15 protein-coding genes are annotated in these 18,235 nt (G+C 72.0%); 10 read left to right on the top strand and 5 right to left on the bottom strand.

Annotated features, from left to right (window positions below; translation table 11 throughout):
* Positions 1-109: 109 nt before the first annotated feature.
* Complete coding sequence (locus K7854_RS07925) at positions 110-520, top strand: hypothetical protein (RefSeq protein ID WP_226025661.1); 411 nt, start codon at positions 110-112, stop codon at positions 518-520.
* 71 nt (positions 521-591) lie between these two features.
* Here K7854_RS07925 and K7854_RS07920 read toward each other — a convergent pair whose 3' ends face one another.
* Positions 592-843 (bottom strand): type II toxin-antitoxin system RelE family toxin, encoded by a 252-nt coding sequence (locus tag K7854_RS07920; protein WP_226025660.1) that lies wholly within the window; start codon positions 841-843, stop codon positions 592-594.
* Positions 840-1,094, bottom strand: a complete 255-nt coding sequence (locus tag K7854_RS07915; RefSeq protein WP_217161759.1) for a type II toxin-antitoxin system Phd/YefM family antitoxin — start codon at positions 1,092-1,094, stop codon at positions 840-842. Before K7854_RS07915 ends, K7854_RS07920 begins: the two co-directional genes overlap by 4 nt.
* 98 nt (positions 1,095-1,192) lie before the next feature.
* Between K7854_RS07915 and K7854_RS07910 the strand changes: the two genes are divergently transcribed.
* Positions 1,193-3,208: a bifunctional serine/threonine-protein kinase/glutamate ABC transporter substrate-binding protein gene (locus K7854_RS07910; RefSeq protein WP_226025659.1), complete on the top strand. Its 2,016-nt coding sequence runs from the start codon at positions 1,193-1,195 to the stop codon at positions 3,206-3,208.
* Positions 3,209-3,279: 71 nt separating this feature from the next.
* Here K7854_RS07910 and K7854_RS07905 read toward each other — a convergent pair whose 3' ends face one another.
* Genes K7854_RS07905 through deoC form a run of 3 tightly spaced genes read right to left on the bottom strand, consistent with a single transcriptional unit; the run spans position 3,280 to position 6,591 of the window.
* Positions 3,280-4,200: an aldehyde dehydrogenase family protein gene (locus K7854_RS07905; protein ID WP_226025658.1), complete on the bottom strand. Its 921-nt coding sequence runs from the start codon at positions 4,198-4,200 to the stop codon at positions 3,280-3,282.
* Positions 4,190-5,629, bottom strand: coding sequence for an aldehyde dehydrogenase family protein (locus tag K7854_RS07900; protein ID WP_226025657.1), 1,440 nt, complete (start codon positions 5,627-5,629; stop codon positions 4,190-4,192). Before K7854_RS07900 ends, K7854_RS07905 begins: the two co-directional genes overlap by 11 nt.
* A gap of 5 nt (positions 5,630-5,634) precedes the next feature.
* Complete coding sequence (deoC, locus tag K7854_RS07895; RefSeq protein WP_226025656.1) at positions 5,635-6,591, bottom strand: deoxyribose-phosphate aldolase; 957 nt, start codon at positions 6,589-6,591, stop codon at positions 5,635-5,637.
* A gap of 114 nt (positions 6,592-6,705) precedes the next feature.
* On the opposite strand from deoC, the gene K7854_RS07890 reads away from it, so the two are divergent.
* From K7854_RS07890 to K7854_RS07855, 8 genes are all read left to right on the top strand, one after another.
* Positions 6,706-7,410 carry a PH domain-containing protein gene (locus tag K7854_RS07890; protein ID WP_226025655.1) on the top strand — a complete coding sequence of 235 codons (705 nt, stop codon included), beginning with the start codon at positions 6,706-6,708 and terminating at the stop codon, positions 7,408-7,410.
* A 267-nt stretch (positions 7,411-7,677) separates the two neighbouring features.
* Complete coding sequence (locus K7854_RS07885; protein ID WP_226025654.1) at positions 7,678-8,070, top strand: YegP family protein; 393 nt, start codon at positions 7,678-7,680, stop codon at positions 8,068-8,070.
* Between the two features lie 127 nt (positions 8,071-8,197).
* Complete coding sequence (gene pstC / locus K7854_RS07880) at positions 8,198-9,217, top strand: phosphate ABC transporter permease subunit PstC (protein ID WP_226025653.1); 1,020 nt, start codon at positions 8,198-8,200, stop codon at positions 9,215-9,217.
* 117 nt (positions 9,218-9,334) lie between these two features.
* On the top strand, positions 9,335-10,669 hold the full coding sequence (pstA, locus tag K7854_RS07875) for a phosphate ABC transporter permease PstA (RefSeq protein WP_226025652.1): 1,335 nt from the start codon (positions 9,335-9,337) through the stop codon (positions 10,667-10,669).
* Positions 10,666-12,381 carry a phosphate ABC transporter substrate-binding protein PstS gene (gene pstS, locus K7854_RS07870; RefSeq protein WP_226025651.1) on the top strand — a complete coding sequence of 572 codons (1,716 nt, stop codon included), beginning with the start codon at positions 10,666-10,668 and terminating at the stop codon, positions 12,379-12,381. Before pstA ends, pstS begins: the two co-directional genes overlap by 4 nt.
* Entirely contained in the window at positions 12,378-15,029 is a 2,652-nt protein-coding gene (locus K7854_RS07865; protein WP_226025650.1) for a hypothetical protein, read from the top strand. Before pstS ends, K7854_RS07865 begins: the two co-directional genes overlap by 4 nt.
* A 282-nt stretch (positions 15,030-15,311) precedes the next feature.
* Positions 15,312-16,235: a type 2 periplasmic-binding domain-containing protein gene (locus K7854_RS07860; RefSeq protein WP_226025649.1), complete on the top strand. Its 924-nt coding sequence runs from the start codon at positions 15,312-15,314 to the stop codon at positions 16,233-16,235.
* Between the two features lie 101 nt (positions 16,236-16,336).
* Positions 16,337-18,082 (top strand): Ig-like domain-containing protein, encoded by a 1,746-nt coding sequence (locus K7854_RS07855; protein WP_226025648.1) that lies wholly within the window; start codon positions 16,337-16,339, stop codon positions 18,080-18,082.
* The last annotated feature ends 153 nt before the right edge of the window (positions 18,083-18,235 follow it).

The following is an 18,235-nucleotide window of genomic DNA, read 5'->3' as shown; positions in this document are numbered from 1 at the left end:
ACTTTGCCGCGAGGGTCACATCCCGGCGGCACTCCGTGGTGACCTGATCACGGTGTGCGCTGTTATCAGGGCAGTCCGTAGCAATCCACAGCAAGAGGTGGCAGCAGCGATGGCCCGACACGCGTCCCCCCGTACCCCGCACGCACAGCGCGCCCTGGTCGCCCTCGCGACCGCCGGGGCCGCCCTGGCAGCAGGGGCGGCGACGGCTTCCGCGGCGGACGGCGGCGGCGACACGATCGCCGGCCTGGCCCACACCCGTCCCACCTCGCTGGGCAACATCGACCCGCAGGCGGGCCTGGCGGCCGTCACCGGCACCGTCGGCTACGTCACCGGCCCGGTCGCCGACCTCAAGCCCAACCCGCTGGCCGGCACCGGTGTCGACCCGCTGGACAACGGCGTCGGCACCAAGGTCGCCGACTTCCAGCCGCTGACCTCGACGGCCCTCACCGGTCCGGTCGCCCAGGCCCAGTCCCTGGGCGCCGTGCCGGTGCTGGGGCAGGTGACGGAGCTGGTGCGCTGACGCGCGCCTCGGCAACGGCAGGCGACGAGCCGCGCCCTTCCTTGGTGGCGGGGCGCGGCTCGTCGCTCGGGTCAGGCGGACCGGCCGAGGTGGGCCACCATGATGCGAATGACGTCCTGGTCGATGACGTACAGAACTCGGTACTCATCGACGCGCAGTCGTCGGACGTCGGTTGATCCGTACGGAACCGAACCGGCGGGGCGGGGGTCGTCCGCCAATTTGTCGATGGTGTCCAGCACCAGGGCGAGGCCGCTCGGGTCGTCTTCGAGGAACCGGGCGGCGGCGTTGAGAGCCCGTGGCTCGAAAATGATCTCGTAGGTCACTTCTGTTCGAGCCCCAGCCGTCGGCGTACCTCAGCCATGGGGATGCCCTCTCCGAGCGTCCCCTCCGCCTTGCGCCGCTGATAGTCCGCCACTGCCAGCGCATCCTCCAGATCCTCTATCACCTGGGGGGACACCAGAAGGGCGGCCACGTGCCCGTGGTCGGTGAGGGCGATGGTCTCGCGGCCGTGCGCGGCGCGGCGCACGAGGTCGCCGAGCTGCGAACGGGCGGCGCTGATGGCGATCTCAGTCATGGGCACATGATGTCAGAAGGAAGCACTTGTGTGCACATCTGGATGGCCGTCTAACCTGTGGTGACTCACGTTTCGCGCAAGTGGTGCTAGGGGGCCGAGTGCACAACGACGACGGAATCAGCGGGGCCGGCGGCGGTGTTGGCGGGCATCCCGAGGATCGTCCCCCCGTTCCCCACACCGTGATCGAGGGCCGCTACGAACTGCTGGAGCCGATCGGCAGCGGCGGGATGGGCGAGGTCTGGAAGGCCCACGACCGGCGGCTGCGCCGGTTCGTCGCCGTGAAGGGGCTCCTGGACCGCCGGGCCATGACCCCGGACACACAGCAGGCGGCGGTGCAGCGGGCCCGCCGCGAGGCGGAGGCGCTCGCCAAGATCGAGCACCAGAACGTGGTGACGGTCCACGACCAGATCGAGACCGCCGACCAGGTCTGGATCGTGATGAAGCTGCTGGAAGGGCGGTCGCTGGCCGATCTGTTGAGCCGTGACGGGGTCCTCGGCGTGCCGAGGGCCGCGGACATCGGTCTCCAGATGGCCCAGGGGCTGCGGGCGGTCCACGAGGCGTCGGTCCTGCACCGCGACGTCAAGCCGGGCAACGTCCTGGTGCGGGACGGCGGCCAGGTGGTCCTGGTGGACTTCGGCATCGCCACCTTCGAGGGCGCCGACCGGGTCACCCGGTACGGCGGAGTCATCGGCACGCCTCCCTACCTGGCGCCCGAACTCTTCGCCCCCGCCACCCCCGGACCCACGTCCGCCTCCGACCTGTGGGCGCTGGGCGTCACCCTGTACGAGATGGTCGAGGGCCGGCTGCCCTTCGCCGGCAACGAGGTGTGGGAGGTGCAGGCGAACATCCAGCAGTCGCCCGAACCCGCCCTGCGGTACGCCGGTCCCCTCGGCCCCGTCATCCAGGGGCTGTTGGCCGTGGACCCGGACAGCCGCCTGGACGCGGCCACGGCGGAGGCGATGCTCCGGGAGGTCCTCGCCGAGCCGGGCACGCCGACCCCCGTCCGGGCCGCCACCCCCGCGCACCCGCCCACGGCCCGGCCCACGCCGCCCGCCGTGTCTTCCTCCGGAGCCGTCGCCTCCGGAACGGCCTCTTCCGGAACAGCTCCTTCCGGGCCGGTCCCTGCCGGAAGCGTGTCTTCCGGGACGTCGTCGGCATCGCGCGAGGGGCGCGGCCGGTTCCGGGGCTGGAAGGTGGCGGCGGCCGCCGCGTGCGTCGTCCTGCTGGCCGGCGGAGGCTGGCTCGTCTCGCAGGGCGGCTCCGGGGACAAGCAGGACGACGCCTCCGGGCAGCAGGGGGCGGGATCCGCCGGGGGCGACGCGAAGCAGGCCTGGGAGCAGTGGAAGAGCGCCAGGAAGCGGCTGACGATCGGCGCCAAGGAGGATCAGCCAGGGCTGAGCTTCTACGACAAGGACACCGGGGTGTGGAGCGGGTTCGACGTCGACATCGCGTACGCCCTCGCCGGCCGCCTGGGCTACGACAGGGAAGAGGTGGACTTCTACGGGGTGACCACGGCCAACCGGGCCAGCAAGCTGAAGAACGGGGAGGTCGACCTGGTCGTCGCCTCGTACAGCATGACGCCCGAGCGCGAGAAGCGGGACGGCATCAGTTTCGTCGGCCCCTACTACAACGCGGGCAGCAGCCTCCTGGTGCGCAAGAACTCCGCGAAGTACGACCTCGACGAAGCCGTCGACGTGAAGCGGAACCAGGTCGAGGTGTGCACGGCGCGAGACTCCACCTACGCGGACAGGTTGCAGAAGGACGGCTACACCACGGGGAAGTGGCAGCCCGACACCTACAAGGAGTGCGTGGAACGACTGCTGGACAAGCGCTCCAGCGTCTACGCGGTCGCCTCGGACGACGTGCTCCTCGCCGGGTACGCCCGGAATGATCCGGAGGAGCTGAAGCTGCTGCCCAGCGGCGCGGGCACGGAGCCCTACGGGGTGGCGATGCGGAAGGACGACCCGCTGCTGAAGAGCAAGGTGTGCTCGGGGCTGCGGGAGATCCTCGCCGGAAAGCAGTGGTCGGAGATGTACATGAAGGACCTGTCCCCGCTGACGGGGCGGAAGACCGCACCGAGCAGACCGGAACTGAGGCCCTGCTCGGCCGAGTGAAGGCCGCGGCTCCTCCGGACGGGGAGGAACCGCGGCCCGTCGGCGTCGGCGTCGGGTGACGGCGGAGTCGGTCAGTACGACGAGCCGGAGGCGCCCAGCGCGCCCGTCGGGTGCCAGACCGTCTTCGTCTCCAGGAACGCCGTCATGCGGTCGGTGCCCGGCGCCGCCGACCAGCCGGCGCCGTCCACAGGCTGTGGACGCAGGACGCGCTTGAGGTTGTCCGCCGCCGCGATCTCCAGCTCCTTGGCCAGCTCCTCGTCGGCGCCCGCGAGGTCGATGGCGTTGACGTCCTGGTGGGCGGCGAGCGGGGCGGCGATCTCGGCCGTGCGGCCGGAGAGGATGTTGACCACGCCGCCGGGCAGGTCGGAGGTGGCCAGCACCTCGCCCAGGGAGAGGGCGGGCAGCGGGGACTTCTCCGAGGCCACCACGACCGCCGTGTTGCCGGTGGCGATGACCGGGGCGACGACCGAGACCAGGCCGAGGAACGACGACTCCTGCGGGGCCAGGACGGCGACGACGCCGGTCGGCTCCGGGGAGGAGAGGTTGAAGAAGGGGCCCGCGACCGGGTTGCCGCCGCCGACCACCTGGGCGATCTTGTCGGTCCAGCCCGCGTACCAGACCCAGCGGTCGATCGCGGCGTCCACCTGCGCCGCCGCCTTCGACTTCGACAGGCCCTCCGCGTCGGCGACCTCCGCGACGTACTGGTCGCGGCGGCCCTCCAGCATCTCGGCGATCCGGTACAGGATCTGGCCGCGGTTGTACGCCGTCGCACCGGACCAGCCGCCGAACGCCTTGCGCGCGGCGACCACCGCGTCACGGGCGTCCTTGCGGGAGGAGAGGGGGGCGTTCGCCAGCCACTTGCCCTTTGCGTCGGTCACCTCGTACACCCGGCCGCTCTCGGAACGCGGGAACTTCCCGCCGACGTACAGCTTGTAGGTCTTGAGGACACTGAGTCGTCCCGCGGCGGAGCCGCTGATTGATTCAGTAGACATCGAGGTATGCCTCCAGGCCGTGACGGCCGCCCTCGCGGCCGAAGCCCGACTCCTTGTAGCCGCCGAACGGCGACGTCGGGTCGAACTTGTTGAACGTGTTGGACCAGATCACACCCGCGCGGAGCTTGTTCGCGACCGCCAGGATGCGCGAACCCTTCTCCGTCCAGATGCCCGCCGACAGGCCGTACGGGGTGTTGTTGGCCTTGGCGACCGCCTCGTCCGGCGTGCGGAAGGTGAGGACGGACAGCACCGGGCCGAAGATCTCGTCGCGGGCGATGGTGTGCGCCTGGGTGACGTTGGTGAAGAGCGTCGGGGCGAACCAGTAGCCGGAGGAGGGCAGTTCGCAGGCCGGGGACCAGCGCTCGGCGCCCTCCGCCTCGCCCTGGTCGGCCAGCGCGGTGATCCGGGCCAGCTGCTCGGCGGAGTTGATCGCGCCGATGTCGGTGTTCTTGTCCAGCGGGTCGCCGAGGCGGAGCGTGGACAGGCGGCGCTTGAGGGAGTCGAGCAGCTCGTCGTGGATCGACTCCTGGACCAGCAGGCGGGAGCCCGCGCAGCAGACCTGGCCCTGGTTGAAGAAGATGCCGCTCACGATGCCCTCGACGGCCTGGTCGACGGGGGCGTCGTCGAAGACGATGTTGGCGCCCTTGCCGCCCAGTTCGAGCGTGAGCTTCTTGCGGGTGCCCGCGACCGTGCGCGCGATCTCCTTGCCGACGGCGGTGGAGCCGGTGAAGGCGACCTTGTTGACGTCGGGGTGGGCGATCAGCGCCGCTCCGGCGCGGCCGTCACCGGTGACGATGTTGACGACGCCCTTGGGGAGCTGGGCCTGGCGGCAGATGTCCGCGAAGAAGAGCGCGGAGAGGGGGGTCGTCTCGGCGGGCTTCAGGACCACCGTGTTGCCGGTGGCGAGCGCGGGGGCGATCTTCCACGCCAGCATCAGGAGGGGGAAGTTCCACGGGATGACCTGGCCCGCCACGCCCAGCGGGCGCGGGTCGGCGCCGTAGCCGGCGTGGTCGAGCTTGTCGGCCCAGCCTGCGTAGTAGAAGAAGTGCGCGGCGACCAGGGGGAGGTCCGCGTCGCGGGTCTCCCTGATCGGCTTGCCGTTGTCCAGGGTCTCCAGGACGGCCAGCTCGCGGCTGCGTTCCTGGATGATCCGGGCGATGCGGAAGAGGTACTTCGCGCGCTCGGAGCCCGGGAGCGCCGACCACTTCTCGAAGGCCTTGCGGGCGGCCCTGACGGCGCGGTCGACGTCGGCCTCGCCGGCCTCGGCCACCTCGGACAGCACCTCCTCGGTGGCCGGGGAGACCGTCTTGAAGACCTTGCCGTCGGCCGCGTCGGCGAACTCGCCGTCGATGAACAGGCCGTACGACGGCGCGATGTCGACGATCGCACGGGACTCGGGCGCCGGTGCGTACTCGAATGCGGATGCCATGGTGATCAGTCCACCGTCACGTAGTCGGGGCCGGAGTAACGGCCTGTGGCCAGCTTCTGGCGCTGCATCAGCAGGTCGTTCAGGAGGGAGGACGCGCCGAAGCGGAACCAGTGGTTGTCCAGCCAGTCCGCGCCCGCCGTCTCGTTGACCAGGACCAGGAACTTGATCGCGTCCTTCGCCGTGCGGATGCCGCCGGCCGGCTTCACGCCGACCTGCACACCGGTCTGCGCGCGGAAGTCGCGGACCGCCTCCAGCATGAGGAGGGTGTTGGCGGGCGTGGCGTTGATCGCCACCTTGCCGGTGGACGTCTTGATGAAGTCAGCGCCCGCCAGCATGCCGAGCCAGCTCGCGCGCCGGATGTTGTCGTACGTCGACAGCTCGCCGGTCTCGAAGATCACCTTGAGGCGGGCCGAGGTGCCGCAGGCCTCGCGCACGGCGGTGATCTCGTCGTACACCTTCATGTAGTGACCGGCGAGGAACGCGCCGCGGTCGATGACCATGTCGACCTCGTCCGCGCCCGCCGCCACGGCCTCGCGCACGTCGGCCAGCTTCACGGCGAGGGAGGCGCGGCCGGCCGGGAACGCGGTGGCGACCGAGGCGACCTTCACGCCGGAGCCCGCGACGGCCTCCTTGGCGGTGGGCACCATGTCGGGATAGACGCAGACGGCCGCCGTCGCCGGGGCCGTGCGGTCGGCCGGGTCCGGGCGGACCGCCTTCGCGCCGAGCGCCCGGACCTTGCCCGGGGTGTCCGCGCCTTCCAGCGTCGTCAGGTCGACCATCGAGATGGCGAGGTCGAGGGCGTACGCCTTCGCGGTGGTCTTGATGGAACGGGTGCCGAGCGAGGCGGCGCGCGCCTCCAGGCCGACCGCGTCGACGCCGGGCAGCCCGTGGAGGAAGCGGCGCAGCGTGCTGTCGGACGCGGTGGCGTCCTTGAGGGCGAATGGCGGTTCAGTGGTGGGCATGGTCACCAGATGAGCATATCTACGCGCGTAGCGGTCTGTACAGCCCCACGGGCTCGTCCGATGTACCGGCACCGCATGTGAGCGTCGGACGGCTCGTCGGGCACAATCGGCAGCATGACCACCCCGGAGCCACAGTCATCCTCGCCGCAGCCGTCGGGACCCGTGTCCAAGGACCGGGTCTACCGCTCGCCCGCGGGTATCTCCGGAGGCGTGCTGGTGCTCGCCCTCGCGCTGTGGCTCGGCATCGACGCCCTCGTCTCGGGCGACGGGAACACCCGCTGGAAGGCGCTGGCGGCGCTGGTCTTCCTGGTGCCGCTCGTCGCCGCCTACACCGTGCGGCCCGCGGTCTTCGCGAACGACGACCGGATGCGGGTGCGCAATCCGCTCCGCGTGATCGTGCTGCCCTGGGCGCAGGTCGAGTCGTTCCGCTCCGCGTACACCAACGAGGTCTTCTCCGAGGGCGGCGGCAAGTACCAGCTGTGGTCCGTTCCCGTCTCGCTGCGCGGGCGCAAGAAGGCCGCGCGCCAGGAGGACCGGCGGGCCGCGGGCGGGTCCGTCGGCCGCAGGCGCGGCGGCGTGCTCGGCGGCATGGGGCAGTTCGGATCGCGGGCCGGCGGCGCCGGGGCCGCGGCCGTCGAGGCGGACGGGCCGGTGCGGGCCGAGGCCGACAAGGTCATGGACGAGCTGCGTGAGCTGTGGGAGGCGCGCAAGGACGCCGCGGGCTCCCAGGGCGAGGTGACGGTGCGCTGGGCCTACGAGATCGTCGTGCCGGTGGTGGCGGGCGCGGTGGCGCTGGGCGTGCTCTTCGGGGTGGGCTGAGCCGGGGCGCGGTTGGTGTCCGGGCCCGGTGCGGCCGGTCGGTGTCCGGTCCGCGTAGGTGCTCCGCGGGGTGGTCCGGACCTCGTGCGGTGGGAGCGTTTCCCCTTTGCCCTCCTAGGGGTTGCCAAGGGGATACTTCGACATGAACCGTGGCCCCGGTGACCGGATTGACCTGTCTGTCGTCACTGCCGTCTCACTAGATTGCCTCTGTCGCCCACAGCTCGTCACCTGCGTCTTACTCGATCCTGGGCGACGGGGGGTGGGGAAGTGGAACAGCCGGAGGGGACGGCGAGATCCGCCATGCCGGCGGCGGGTCTGAGATGTCTGATCGACATCGACGGTTCAGGAGGGTTCGGCTGGCGGCTGGTGGCTCCCAACGGGAGACCCGTCGCGGTGTCCCTCACCTCGCACGACACCCACGACGGGTGCCGTGCCGCCTTCGCGCGGCTCTGCGAGCGGCACGAGGAGGTCGGCGGCGGGGTGCAGCACAGCCCCGAGGGCAGTTGGGTGTGGGCCGTCTGGGACCGGTCCGGGCAGCACCTGGCCGGTTCGGCGCGCGCCTACGAGCGGCATGCGACCTGCCGCGCCTCCTATGAGCGGTTCCGCGCCGCGCTGCCCGAACTCCATTTATCGGGGCCGGGGTTATGGGGTGTCGCCTGACGGTTGAAGCGTGACCGATGTTGCCCCCGGGGCACCTCTGGTTCACCTCTCGGGACACGCGTGTCCGTGAGCGGCCCGGAGCGTCGGGAACGTGCGTTCGTTGAGAAGAACCAGACAACCACGGCTCGTGACGGCCGGCGTCGACGTCGGCGGCGCCGCGGACATCGGCGCCGACGGACCGAGACGGCTCCACGCCGACCCCGGGCTGCCCGACCGGCTCTTCCGCCTGGTGCTGCGCTCCGGCGGCGGCCTGGTGCTGGCCGTCATGCTGCTGGTCGGGGGCTTCCTGCTGTACCGGGCGTGGCTGGCGCTCGACCGGGCCGGGTGGTCGTTCCTGACCACCGCCGAGTGGGCTCCGGACGCCGGCCGGTTCGGCATCGCGGCGGTGCTCGTCGGTACCCTGCTCATCGCCGCCGTCGCCGTCTGCGTGGCCGTACCGCTGGCCACCGGCGCGGCCCTGTACATCTCCGAGTACGCCCCGCCCGGCCTGCGCCGGACGCTGATCAGCGTGGTCGACCTGATGGCCGCCGTGCCGTCGGTGGTCTACGGCCTGTGGGGGGTGTTCTTCCTCCAGGACAGGGTGCTGCCGACCGCCCGCTGGATCGCCACCTACCTCGGCTGGATCCCCTTCCTCGACGTCACCGGAGCCGACCCGGCCGACCCGCTGGCACCGGCCAGCCTCTACACGTCCTCCACCTTCATCGCCGGTCTCGTCGTCGGCATGATGATCGCGCCCATCATCTGCTCCATCATGCGGGAGGTCTTCTCCCAGGCGCCGGCCGGTGAGCGCGAGGGCGCCTACGCGCTGGGCGCGACCCGCTGGGGCATGATCCGCTCCGTCGTCCTGCCGTTCGGCAAGGGCGGCATGATCGGCGGCACCATGCTCGGCCTGGGGCGCGCGCTCGGCGAGACCATCGCCGTCTTCATGATCATCTCGCTGACCTTCGACATCCAGTGGCACGTCCTCCAGTCCGGCAGCAGCTCGGTCTCCTCGCTGATCGCGCTGCGCTACGGGGAGGCGAGCGGCTTCGGCATGTCCGCGCTGATGGCGGCCGGCTTCGCGTTGTTCGTCCTCACGCTCGTCGTCAACTTCGCCGCCTCGTCGATCGTCGCCCGCTCCCGTTCGGGCGCGGGCAGCGACGCCTGAGCCCGCCCGCCGGCGACCGCACCCCGCCCGCCGGCCCGACCGCACCCCGCCCGCCGACCTGTCCGCCGGCCCGTTGCGGCGAGCAGCCCGTGAACCCGCCCACAGGAGAGAGCGACCATGACCGTTGCCCCTGAAGCGCCCGGTGCGCGTCGGCCGCCGTGGCCCCCGCGCACCGAACTGCCCGGCCTCCTGCCGCGCACCGAGGCCCCCGGGGGCGAGCGGCGCCGTACCCTCACCGCACTGCGTGACACCGACGTCTACGCCGTGGTCGGTTCCCTGGCCGCCGCCCTCGCGCTGACCTGGCTGCTGTTCACCCGGTTGCTGCCCTTCGACGGCGTCGTCGGGTTCGTCGTCACCGCGTACGGCTTCTTCCTGCTGCTCTACGCGCTGCTCGTGTCCTTCGACGAGAGCGGACCGGCCGTGGTGGACCGCATCGCGGCGGCCGTGGTGCGGTCGCTGGGCCTGCTGCTGGTCGCCATCCTCGCGGTCGTCGTGGTGTACGCGCTGGTCGAGGGCCGCAAGGCGCTGGTGCACCTGAACTTCTTCACCCAGGACATGGAGCTGGCCGGCCCGCTGGAGCCGCTGAGCGTCGGCGGCGCGCTGCACGCCGCCCTCGGCACGCTCATCATGATCGTCATCGCCCTGGTGGTCACGGTGCCGCTGGGGCTGGTCTGCGCGGTGTTCCTGAACGAGGTGCCCGGTCCGTTCGCACGGTTCGTCCGCACCATCGTCGAGGCGATGACGGCGCTGCCGTCGATCGTGGCGGGGCTGTTCATCTACGCCACGGTGATCCTGGGACTCGGCATGGACCAGTCGGGCCTGGCCGCCTCGTTCGCGCTCTCGGTGATGATGCTGCCGATCATCATCCGGGCCGCCGACGTCGTCATCCGGCTGGTGCCCGGCACACTGCGCGAGGCGGCGTACGCCACCGGCGCGTCGAGCTGGCGCACCGCCTGGCACGTCGTCCTGCCGACCTGCCGCTCGGGCCTGACCACCTCGGTGATCCTCGGCACCGCCCGCGGCATCGGCGAGACCTCGCCGGTGCTGCTGACCGCGGGGTTCACCTCGGAGACCAACCTCGATCCGCTGCACGGTCCGATGGTCTCCCTGCCGCTGGCGACCTTCGAGTTCGTGAAGTCGCCCGAACCCGCCATGGCCTCCCGGGGCTTCGGTACCGCGTCCCTGCTGATGGCGCTCGTGCTGCTGCTGTTCGTCGCCGCCCGCGTCGTCGGCGGACGCGGTCCCGGTCACCTGACCCGGCGCCAGGAGCACCGCCGGGTCACGGCGTCCCGCCGGGACGCGAGCCGGTTCGCCGAGCGCGGCGCGGGCGCGCGGCCGTCCGCCGATGCGAAGCCCCCGGTCCCCGCGGCGGACCGGCCCGACGGACCCTCCGGTCCCGCCACCCCCCAGTCCTCCGACCCGTTCCGTACCCGACCCGGGAGTTCCTCGTGAAACCCGCCAACCGCTTCCGTCTGGCGGCGACCGTGCTGGCCCTGCTGTGCGGGCTGCTGGCCACCGTCACGCCGCCCGCCACGGCTGCCTCGTACGCCAAGATCACCGGATCCGGCTCCACCTGGAGCTCCAACGCGGTCCAGCAGTGGATCCGCAACGTCAAGGCCAACTACGGCATGACGGTGAACTTCACGGCCAACGGCTCCTCCCAGGGCCGCGAGCAGTTCAAGAACAACACCGTCGACTTCGCCGTCTCGGAGATCCCCTACGGGCTCAAGGAACAGGGCATCACCGACCAGCCGCCCCGGCGCGGCTACGCCTACATGCCGATCGTGGCCGGCGGCACGGCGTTCATGTACAACCTCCGGATCAACGGCAAGATGGTGACCAACCTGCGGCTGTCCGGCGCCACCGTCGCCAAGATCTTCACCGGGGCGATCACCCGCTGGAACGACCCCGCCATCCGCGCCGACAACCCGGGCCTGACCCTGCCGGCCCGGGCGGTCGTCCCCGTCGTCCGCTCCGACGGCTCGGGCACCAGCGCCCAGTTCACCACCTGGCTCTCCAAGGAGCACGGCTCCCTCTGGGCGAACTACTGCTCCCGTACCGGCCGGGGCAGCGGCAACTGCGGGATGACCTCCAACTACCCGCTGCTCAGCGGCTCCGCGATGGTCGCGAAGTCCGGCTCGCTGGGCGTGTCCGGCCATGTGCGCCAGGCCTCCGGCGAGGGCGCCATCACCTACGTCGAGTACTCCTACGCCAAGAACACCGGCTTCCCCGTGGCCAAGGTGCTGAACCGGGCGAACTACTACGTCGAGCCCACCGCCGCCAGCGTGGCCGTCGCCCTGACCAAGGCGCAGATCAACCAGAACAAGAGGTCGGTCAACTACCTCACACAGATCCTCGACGGCGTCTACGACAACGCCGACGACCGCACCTACCCGCTGTCCAGCTACAGCTACATGATCCTGCCGACCGCCGAGGAGGGCGGCTTCACCAAGGCCAAGGGCAACTCGCTGGGCGCGTTCAGCCGTTACTTCCTCTGCGACGGCCAGCAGCAGGCGGAGGACCTCGGCTACTCGCCGCTGCCGAAGAACCTCGTCCAGGCGGGCTTCGACCAGATCCGCAGGGTGCCCGGCGCGCCCACCGGCTCGATCAACATCAACGAGTGCCGCAACCCGACCTTCTCGGGCGGTGTCAACACCCTGATCAAGAACGCGCCGCACCCCAGGAGCTGCGACAAGAAGGGCCCGACCCAGTGCACCACCGGCACCGCCGGCGCCGCGGACACCGAGACGCCGGTGAAGCCCGCGGCACGGGGCGGCTCCGGAGGGTCCGCGGGATCGACCGGCGGCACGGCGTCGGGCGGCTCCGGCGGCGCCGCGTCCGGCGGGTCGGGCGGATCCGCCGCGGCGGACGCCGACGCCGACGGCGACGGCACGCCCGATGCCGCCGAGAGCGCCGGGCCGGGCGGGACGGCGGGCGGGGCGATCGACCCCGACACCGGCCAGGTGATCAGCGGCGACGGCACCGGTGCCGGCGACGGCTCCGTCGTGGCCGACCCGGTCAGCCTCGCCGCCGCCGACGCCTTCGGCATGCGCGGCGCCCTGATGGCGCTGTCGGCGGCCCTGCTCGTCGCGGTGGTCGTCGGACCGCCGCTGACCGCGCGAGCGCTGGCGGCACGCACCCGACGCAGAGGAGAGGACCGATGAAACGTCGCGTACGGCTGGTACGGCGCGCGGGGGCGATACGGCGCGGAGGCGCCGGCTTCGTACGGCGCGCGGGGCTGGTACGGCGCACAGGCGCCGGGCGCGCACGGCCTGCCGGGCCGGCACCGCGCGAACGCGCCGGGCTCGGGCGGCGGTCCGCCGGAGCGGAGGCCGGCGTCCGCCGGCACCGCCGTCGGCTCCGGCTGGGCGTGGGATGCCTGCTCGCCGCGGTCGTCCTCGCGCTGCTGCCGCTGCCCGAGGGCGCGGACCGCGCCCGGGCGGCTGCCGTCGAGTCCTCCGCGGTGACCAAGAGCGGGACCGAGGGGAAGTACGACGACTTCTCCTCCCTCGAGGTCACCGTGCACCAGACGCGCGGGCTGACCTGGCAGGGCGTCAAGGTCTCCTGGACGGGCGGCAGGCCCGCGCCGAAGTCGGGGACCAAGTTCAACTTCCTGCAGATCATGCAGTGCTGGGGCGACGACCCGCAGCAGGGACCCGACCGGTCCCAGTGCGAGTTCGGGAACGAGGCCAGGGTCCCGCCGGGCAGCGGACGCCTGGTCTACCCCGAGACGGACCCCGAGGAGGCGGGCACGGGCGACACCGTCCCCGACGACTACGGCCGCCCCTACGTCCCCTTCCGGCCCGTGACCGGCGATCCCACGAGTTCGCCGTACGACTCCACGTACTTCGGCGCCGGGGACACCAACTCGCTCGCCTGGCTGCCCAACGACGGCAACGGCGAGGGCGAGACGGTCTTCGAGCTGAAGTCCGCGCTGGAGGCGGAGTACCTGGGCTGCGGGGCGCGGACGACGCCGGACGGGAAGGTCCGGCCCTGCTGGCTGGTCGTGGTGCCCCGGGGCGAGCACGAGCCGGACGGGGTGTCCGACCCGGGCCGGGCCGTGCTGACCTCCGCGCTGAGCAAGACCAACTGGGACCGGCGGATCGTGTTCCCGCTCGCCTTCGAGCCGGTCACCCAGGCGTGCGACCCGGACAAGCCGGAGCGGGTGATCACCGGCTCCGAGCTGGCCACCGACGCGATCACCTCGTGGCAGGGCGCCCTGTGCCGCGACGCCACCCACCGCTTCACCTACACCCAGTCCGGCGAGCCGGCCGCCCGGGAGGTCCTCACCTCGCCCGGCACCGGCTCGGCGGGGATGGCCATGACCGTGGACCCCGTCCGGCCACCGGAGGGCGCCTCGCCCGTGGTGCACGCGCCCGTCGCGGTCAGCGGTCTGTCCATCGGCTTCGTCTGGATGTACGAGAAGGGATCCTTCAACTACCTGCCGCTGAAGGACGTACGCCTCAACCAGCGACTGCTGGCCAAGGCTCTGACCCAGTCCTACGGCAGCAGTCTGGTCGCCTCCCAGGAGAACCTGCCCGAATACCTCGGGAAGAATCCGCGGTACCTCGTCGCGGACCCGGAATTCAGAAAGCTCAATCCTGAATTCGAGGGGCAGGACCGGCACTCCCCGATCGGAATGGTCGTCACCTCCGAGAACACGGACTCCGCCCGCATGCTCTGGCGCTACATCCTGGCCGACGCGGACGCCAAGAAATTCCTGGCGGGCGAGCCGGACCCCTGGGGGATGCGCATCAACGAGAAATACACCGAGGCCGCCATCGCCTGGGACGACCTCGACTACTTCCCCAAGGCCGACCTCACGGCCACGGACGTCCCGTGCAGCCCCGCCGGCGCCGGGCAGAGCATGAAGCGCACCGGGCTCGAAGTGGTCCCCTACGCCCTGGACATGCACGAGGCGGCCGTCAAGGTCCGCCGGGGCGACATCGGCAGCGTCTACGAGTGCGTCGTCGACCTGAACACGGCCAAATGGTCGGGGGTCGAGCGGCCCAGCCCGGTGGACCAGCGCCAGCTGGGCGTCCTGGACGTCGTGAACGCCGAGCGGTACCAGCTGAGCTCCGCCGCCCTGCCGAACGCCGACGGGCAGTACGTGAAGCCCACCGAGGCGTCCCTGCTCCAGGCGGTCGCCCGGATGCCCGAGTCGGCGGTGGCCGGCGTCCGGACACCCGACCCCGCCAGGATGACGGACGGCGCGTACCCGCTGACCGCCGTGGTCTACGCGGCGGCCCGCCTCGACCAGGCCGAGGACGCGCGGCGGGACTACGCCAGGGTGCTCCGGTACGCCGCCGGCGAGGGCCAGCGGCAGGGCACCGCGAGCGGTGAACTGCCCTACGGGTACGCCCCGCTGCCCACGGCCCTGCGGGAGCAGGCCAGGAAGGCCGCCGAGCAGTTGGAGAAGGGCGCACCGGACCCGGAGGCGGACTCCGGGGGCCCCGAGGCCCAGGGGGCCGCCGGGGCGGGACCGGGAGGCGCGGGCGGACCGGGCGGTGGACCGGGCGGCGGTGCCGGTGCGGGCGGCGCGGCCGCCGGTGCCCCGGGCGGCGGCCCGGCCGGGACGGGCGCCGGTGGCGGCGCCGACCCGGACGCGTCGGCCGCCGCCCGGACCGCGGACCCGACGGAGACCGACCCGGCGAAGCAGAACGTGGCCAAGTCGGGCGGCATCACCCCGGCGGAGGCGCTCGGACTCATCCGCTGGGTGCTGCTCGGGGTGCTGATCGTCGGCGGCGTGGCCGGACTGGCCGGTCCGCTCATGCTGCGGTTCTCCGCCCGCAGGGCGGCGGCCGGCGGCTGACGGAAGGGGAGCGCCGGGAATTCAGTCTCCCCTTTCCTGTTCCCCGGGGCGCCCCCGGCACCGGGGAATACCCGCACTTTCTGTGGAATTCCCTTGGATTCACTTAGTAAACGGCGTCGTAACCTGATCAGCGGCTGAAGTTGGTGGCCGTCGGCGGGGCGCCCTGGAATGGTAATCACCGGCCGGTCGACGGGTCGGCCGGGAAATGCGAATCCGGATTCCTCTTTCCATTCCGCTTGACCGTCCCTCGCTCGCAATCCGTTGTCACGGAGGAGAACAGAAGTGAACGTCAAGTCCCGTGCCTTCGCCGGCGCCGTCGTCGGCGCCGCCGCCCTCTCACTCACCGTCATGGTCCCGGTCGCCTCGGCGGACCCGGGTCCCGGCGACTACCGGGTGCTGGCCGGTGTCGGCTCCGACACCACCCAGGACGTCCTCAACGGCCTCGGCGAGTCCATCGACGCCGGCACGCTGATCGCCTCGTACGACGCGATCACGGAGGACGGCGACGCGGACATCAAGACCCGTCTGAACGGCTGTGAGCTGCCCCGTCCGAACGGCTCCTCGGCAGGCATCGCCGCGCTGAACAACGACATCGACGCGGGCTCCGGCTGCCTGGACTTCGCCCGTTCCTCCCGCGGTGTGCAGACCGCCGGCGACGACCTGACCTGGGTGCCGTTCGCGTCCGACAAGCTGCGGATCGCGGTCCGCGGCGACGGCCCGCTGGCCGGCGTGGACTTCAGCACGGCGGACCTCAAGTCCATCTACGAGTGCACCACGACCCAGGTGAACGGCGTCCCCGTGACCCCGCTCGTCCCGCAGAGCGGCTCCGGCACCCGCAGCTTCTTCCTGTCGTCCATCGGCAACCCGGCCCTGGGCTCCTGCGTCGGCACGATGCAGGAGCACGACGGCCGGGAGCTGGACAGCGCCGGGGACCTCGCCCCCTACTCCGTGGCCAAGTACACCTCCCAGGTCAACGGCCTGATCCCGGACCACCACGGGGCCACGGTGCTCAACACCATCGACGGCGGCGAGTACAGCCGCGACGTCTACAACGTCGTCGAGACCGCGCGCCTGAGCGACCCCGTCATCGCCGACACCTTCGTCGGCGCCGGCTCCAAGGTCTGCCAGGACACGGCCACCGTCGAGGCCTACGGCTTCGGCACCGTCGCCAACTGCGGCGCCACCACCCTGAAGGGCGAGAACTGATCGCCACCCACTAGTCCGCGCGACGGCCGGGCACCCACCGGGTGCCCGGCCCGGCGGCGTATCCGTCCGACACCGACACCACCCCGTGGGGGGACCACCACATGAACCTACGCACCGCACCGCTCAGATCCCCGGTCGCGCTGCTCACCTGCTGCGCGCTGCTGTGCGCCGCCCTGGCCGCGATCGTCGCCTCCGCGGGCCGGGCCGACGCCGCCCCCACCACCGTCGGGGCGTTCACCCTTTCCCCCGGCTCGGGCAAGATCACGGACGACCCCCCGGCCGCGTCCGCCGCGACCGGCGCCGGCTGCCCGGAGTCGACCGCAGGGACCTTCCCCACGCTCGCGGTGTACAAGCCGGGAGCGCCCGTCACCGGCGTCGCGGCGACCGCGATCGCCAGGGCCACCACGGCGATCCCGGCCGGAGAAGCGCCCTTCACGGTCAGCCTCGGTCCGCACGCCTCGAAGAAGACGCTGAAGACGGCGCTGGAGGCCTGGTCCACCACCGGGTCCCTGGACGGCACCTACGCGCTGACGCTGACCTGCGGCGGCGGCTTCACCTCGGGGCCGCGGTTCCTCGGCAAGATCCAGGTGGCGGGCGACACCTGGACCATGGTCCAGCAGCGGACCACCAGCCTCACGCTGAGCGCTCCCGTCGCCGGCGTGCCCGTGGGCGGCGACCTCGAACTCACGGCCACGGTGACGCCGGCCGAGGCGGCCGGAACCGTGGAGTTCAAGGACGGCGACCGCTCGCTCGGCACGGTGGACGTGGCCGGCGGGGTGGCCAGGACGACGGTCACAGCACCGTCCGTCGGCGGGCCGCACACCTACACGGCGGCCTTCACGGCGGCCGACCAGGAGGCCTACACCGACGCGGTGGGCACGGTCAGCGCGGGCATCACCTACCTCGTCAGCGCCAAGGGCGCCGACGGGTCCCCCCTCGGCGACAAGCCCACGCTGGCCATCGGCCAGAGCGCGAAGATCACGATCAAGGGCTTCACGCCGGGCGCGAAGGTAGAGGTGACCCAGCAGAACGCCAACGGCGTCGAGTTCCCCGACGCCGTCCCCAACGCCGAGGGCACGGTCGTCGACTACGCGTACACGGTTCCCGACCGCACCATCAGCGGCGAGACCGACCTCTACTTCGCGGAGGACGGCTCGGCCAACAAGCGCGCGACCTTCGCCTTCGTCGCCGCCGACGAACCCACGGACGACCCCACCGACCCCACCGACCCCGCCGGTCTCGAAGTCACCGACGAGGACGGCGCGCCGCTCGGCGACAACCCGAACCTCGACCCCGGCCAGACCGTGAAGATCACGGCCCGGGGCTTCTCCGCCGAAGCGGCGGTCTCGGTCGCCCTCGCCGACAGCGAGGCGGACTTCGAGGACGCCAAGGCGAACGCCGACGGCACGGTCGAGGAGTACGCGTTCACCGTGCCCGCGAAGATCGAGGACGGCGACCACACCCTGACCCTGGCCGAGGCCAAGGAGGAGGGGCACTCCGTCGACTTCGCGTTCACCACCGGCGAGGAGCCCGGCGGCGACCCGGGCCCGTCCCCCTCCGCGAGCGACGGTACGGACACCGCGGGGGCGGACGGCGGCGCCGACGGCGGTGCGGACTCCGGCGGCACCGTCGGCGGTGGCGGCGGCACGGGCGGTGGCGGCGGGACCGGCGGCTCCATGGCCTCCACCGGCGCCCAGGTCGGGGCCATCGGACTCGCGGGGCTCGCCCTCATCGGCGCCGGCGCGGCCCTGGTCGTCCACGTGCGCCGCAGGGGACTGCTGTCCTTCGGCGGCGACACCGGGGCCACGGGGCTGCTGCGCGGCGGAACCGACTCGCGGCACGGCTGAATCGCCCTGCGCCGTCGAGCCCACGGCTGAATCGCCGTGCGTCGCCGAGTCGCAGACCCGCCGAGTCGTCGAGGCGCAGACCCGTCGAGGCGCAGACCCGTCGAGTCGTCGAGGCGCAGACCCGTCGAGGCGCAGACCCGTCGAGTCGTCGAG

The sequence above is a fragment of the Streptomyces hyderabadensis genome (assembly GCF_020404845.1).
Lineage (GTDB): Bacteria > Actinomycetota > Actinomycetes > Streptomycetales > Streptomycetaceae > Streptomyces > Streptomyces hyderabadensis.
This window is presented reverse-complemented; position numbering and strand designations above follow the sequence as displayed.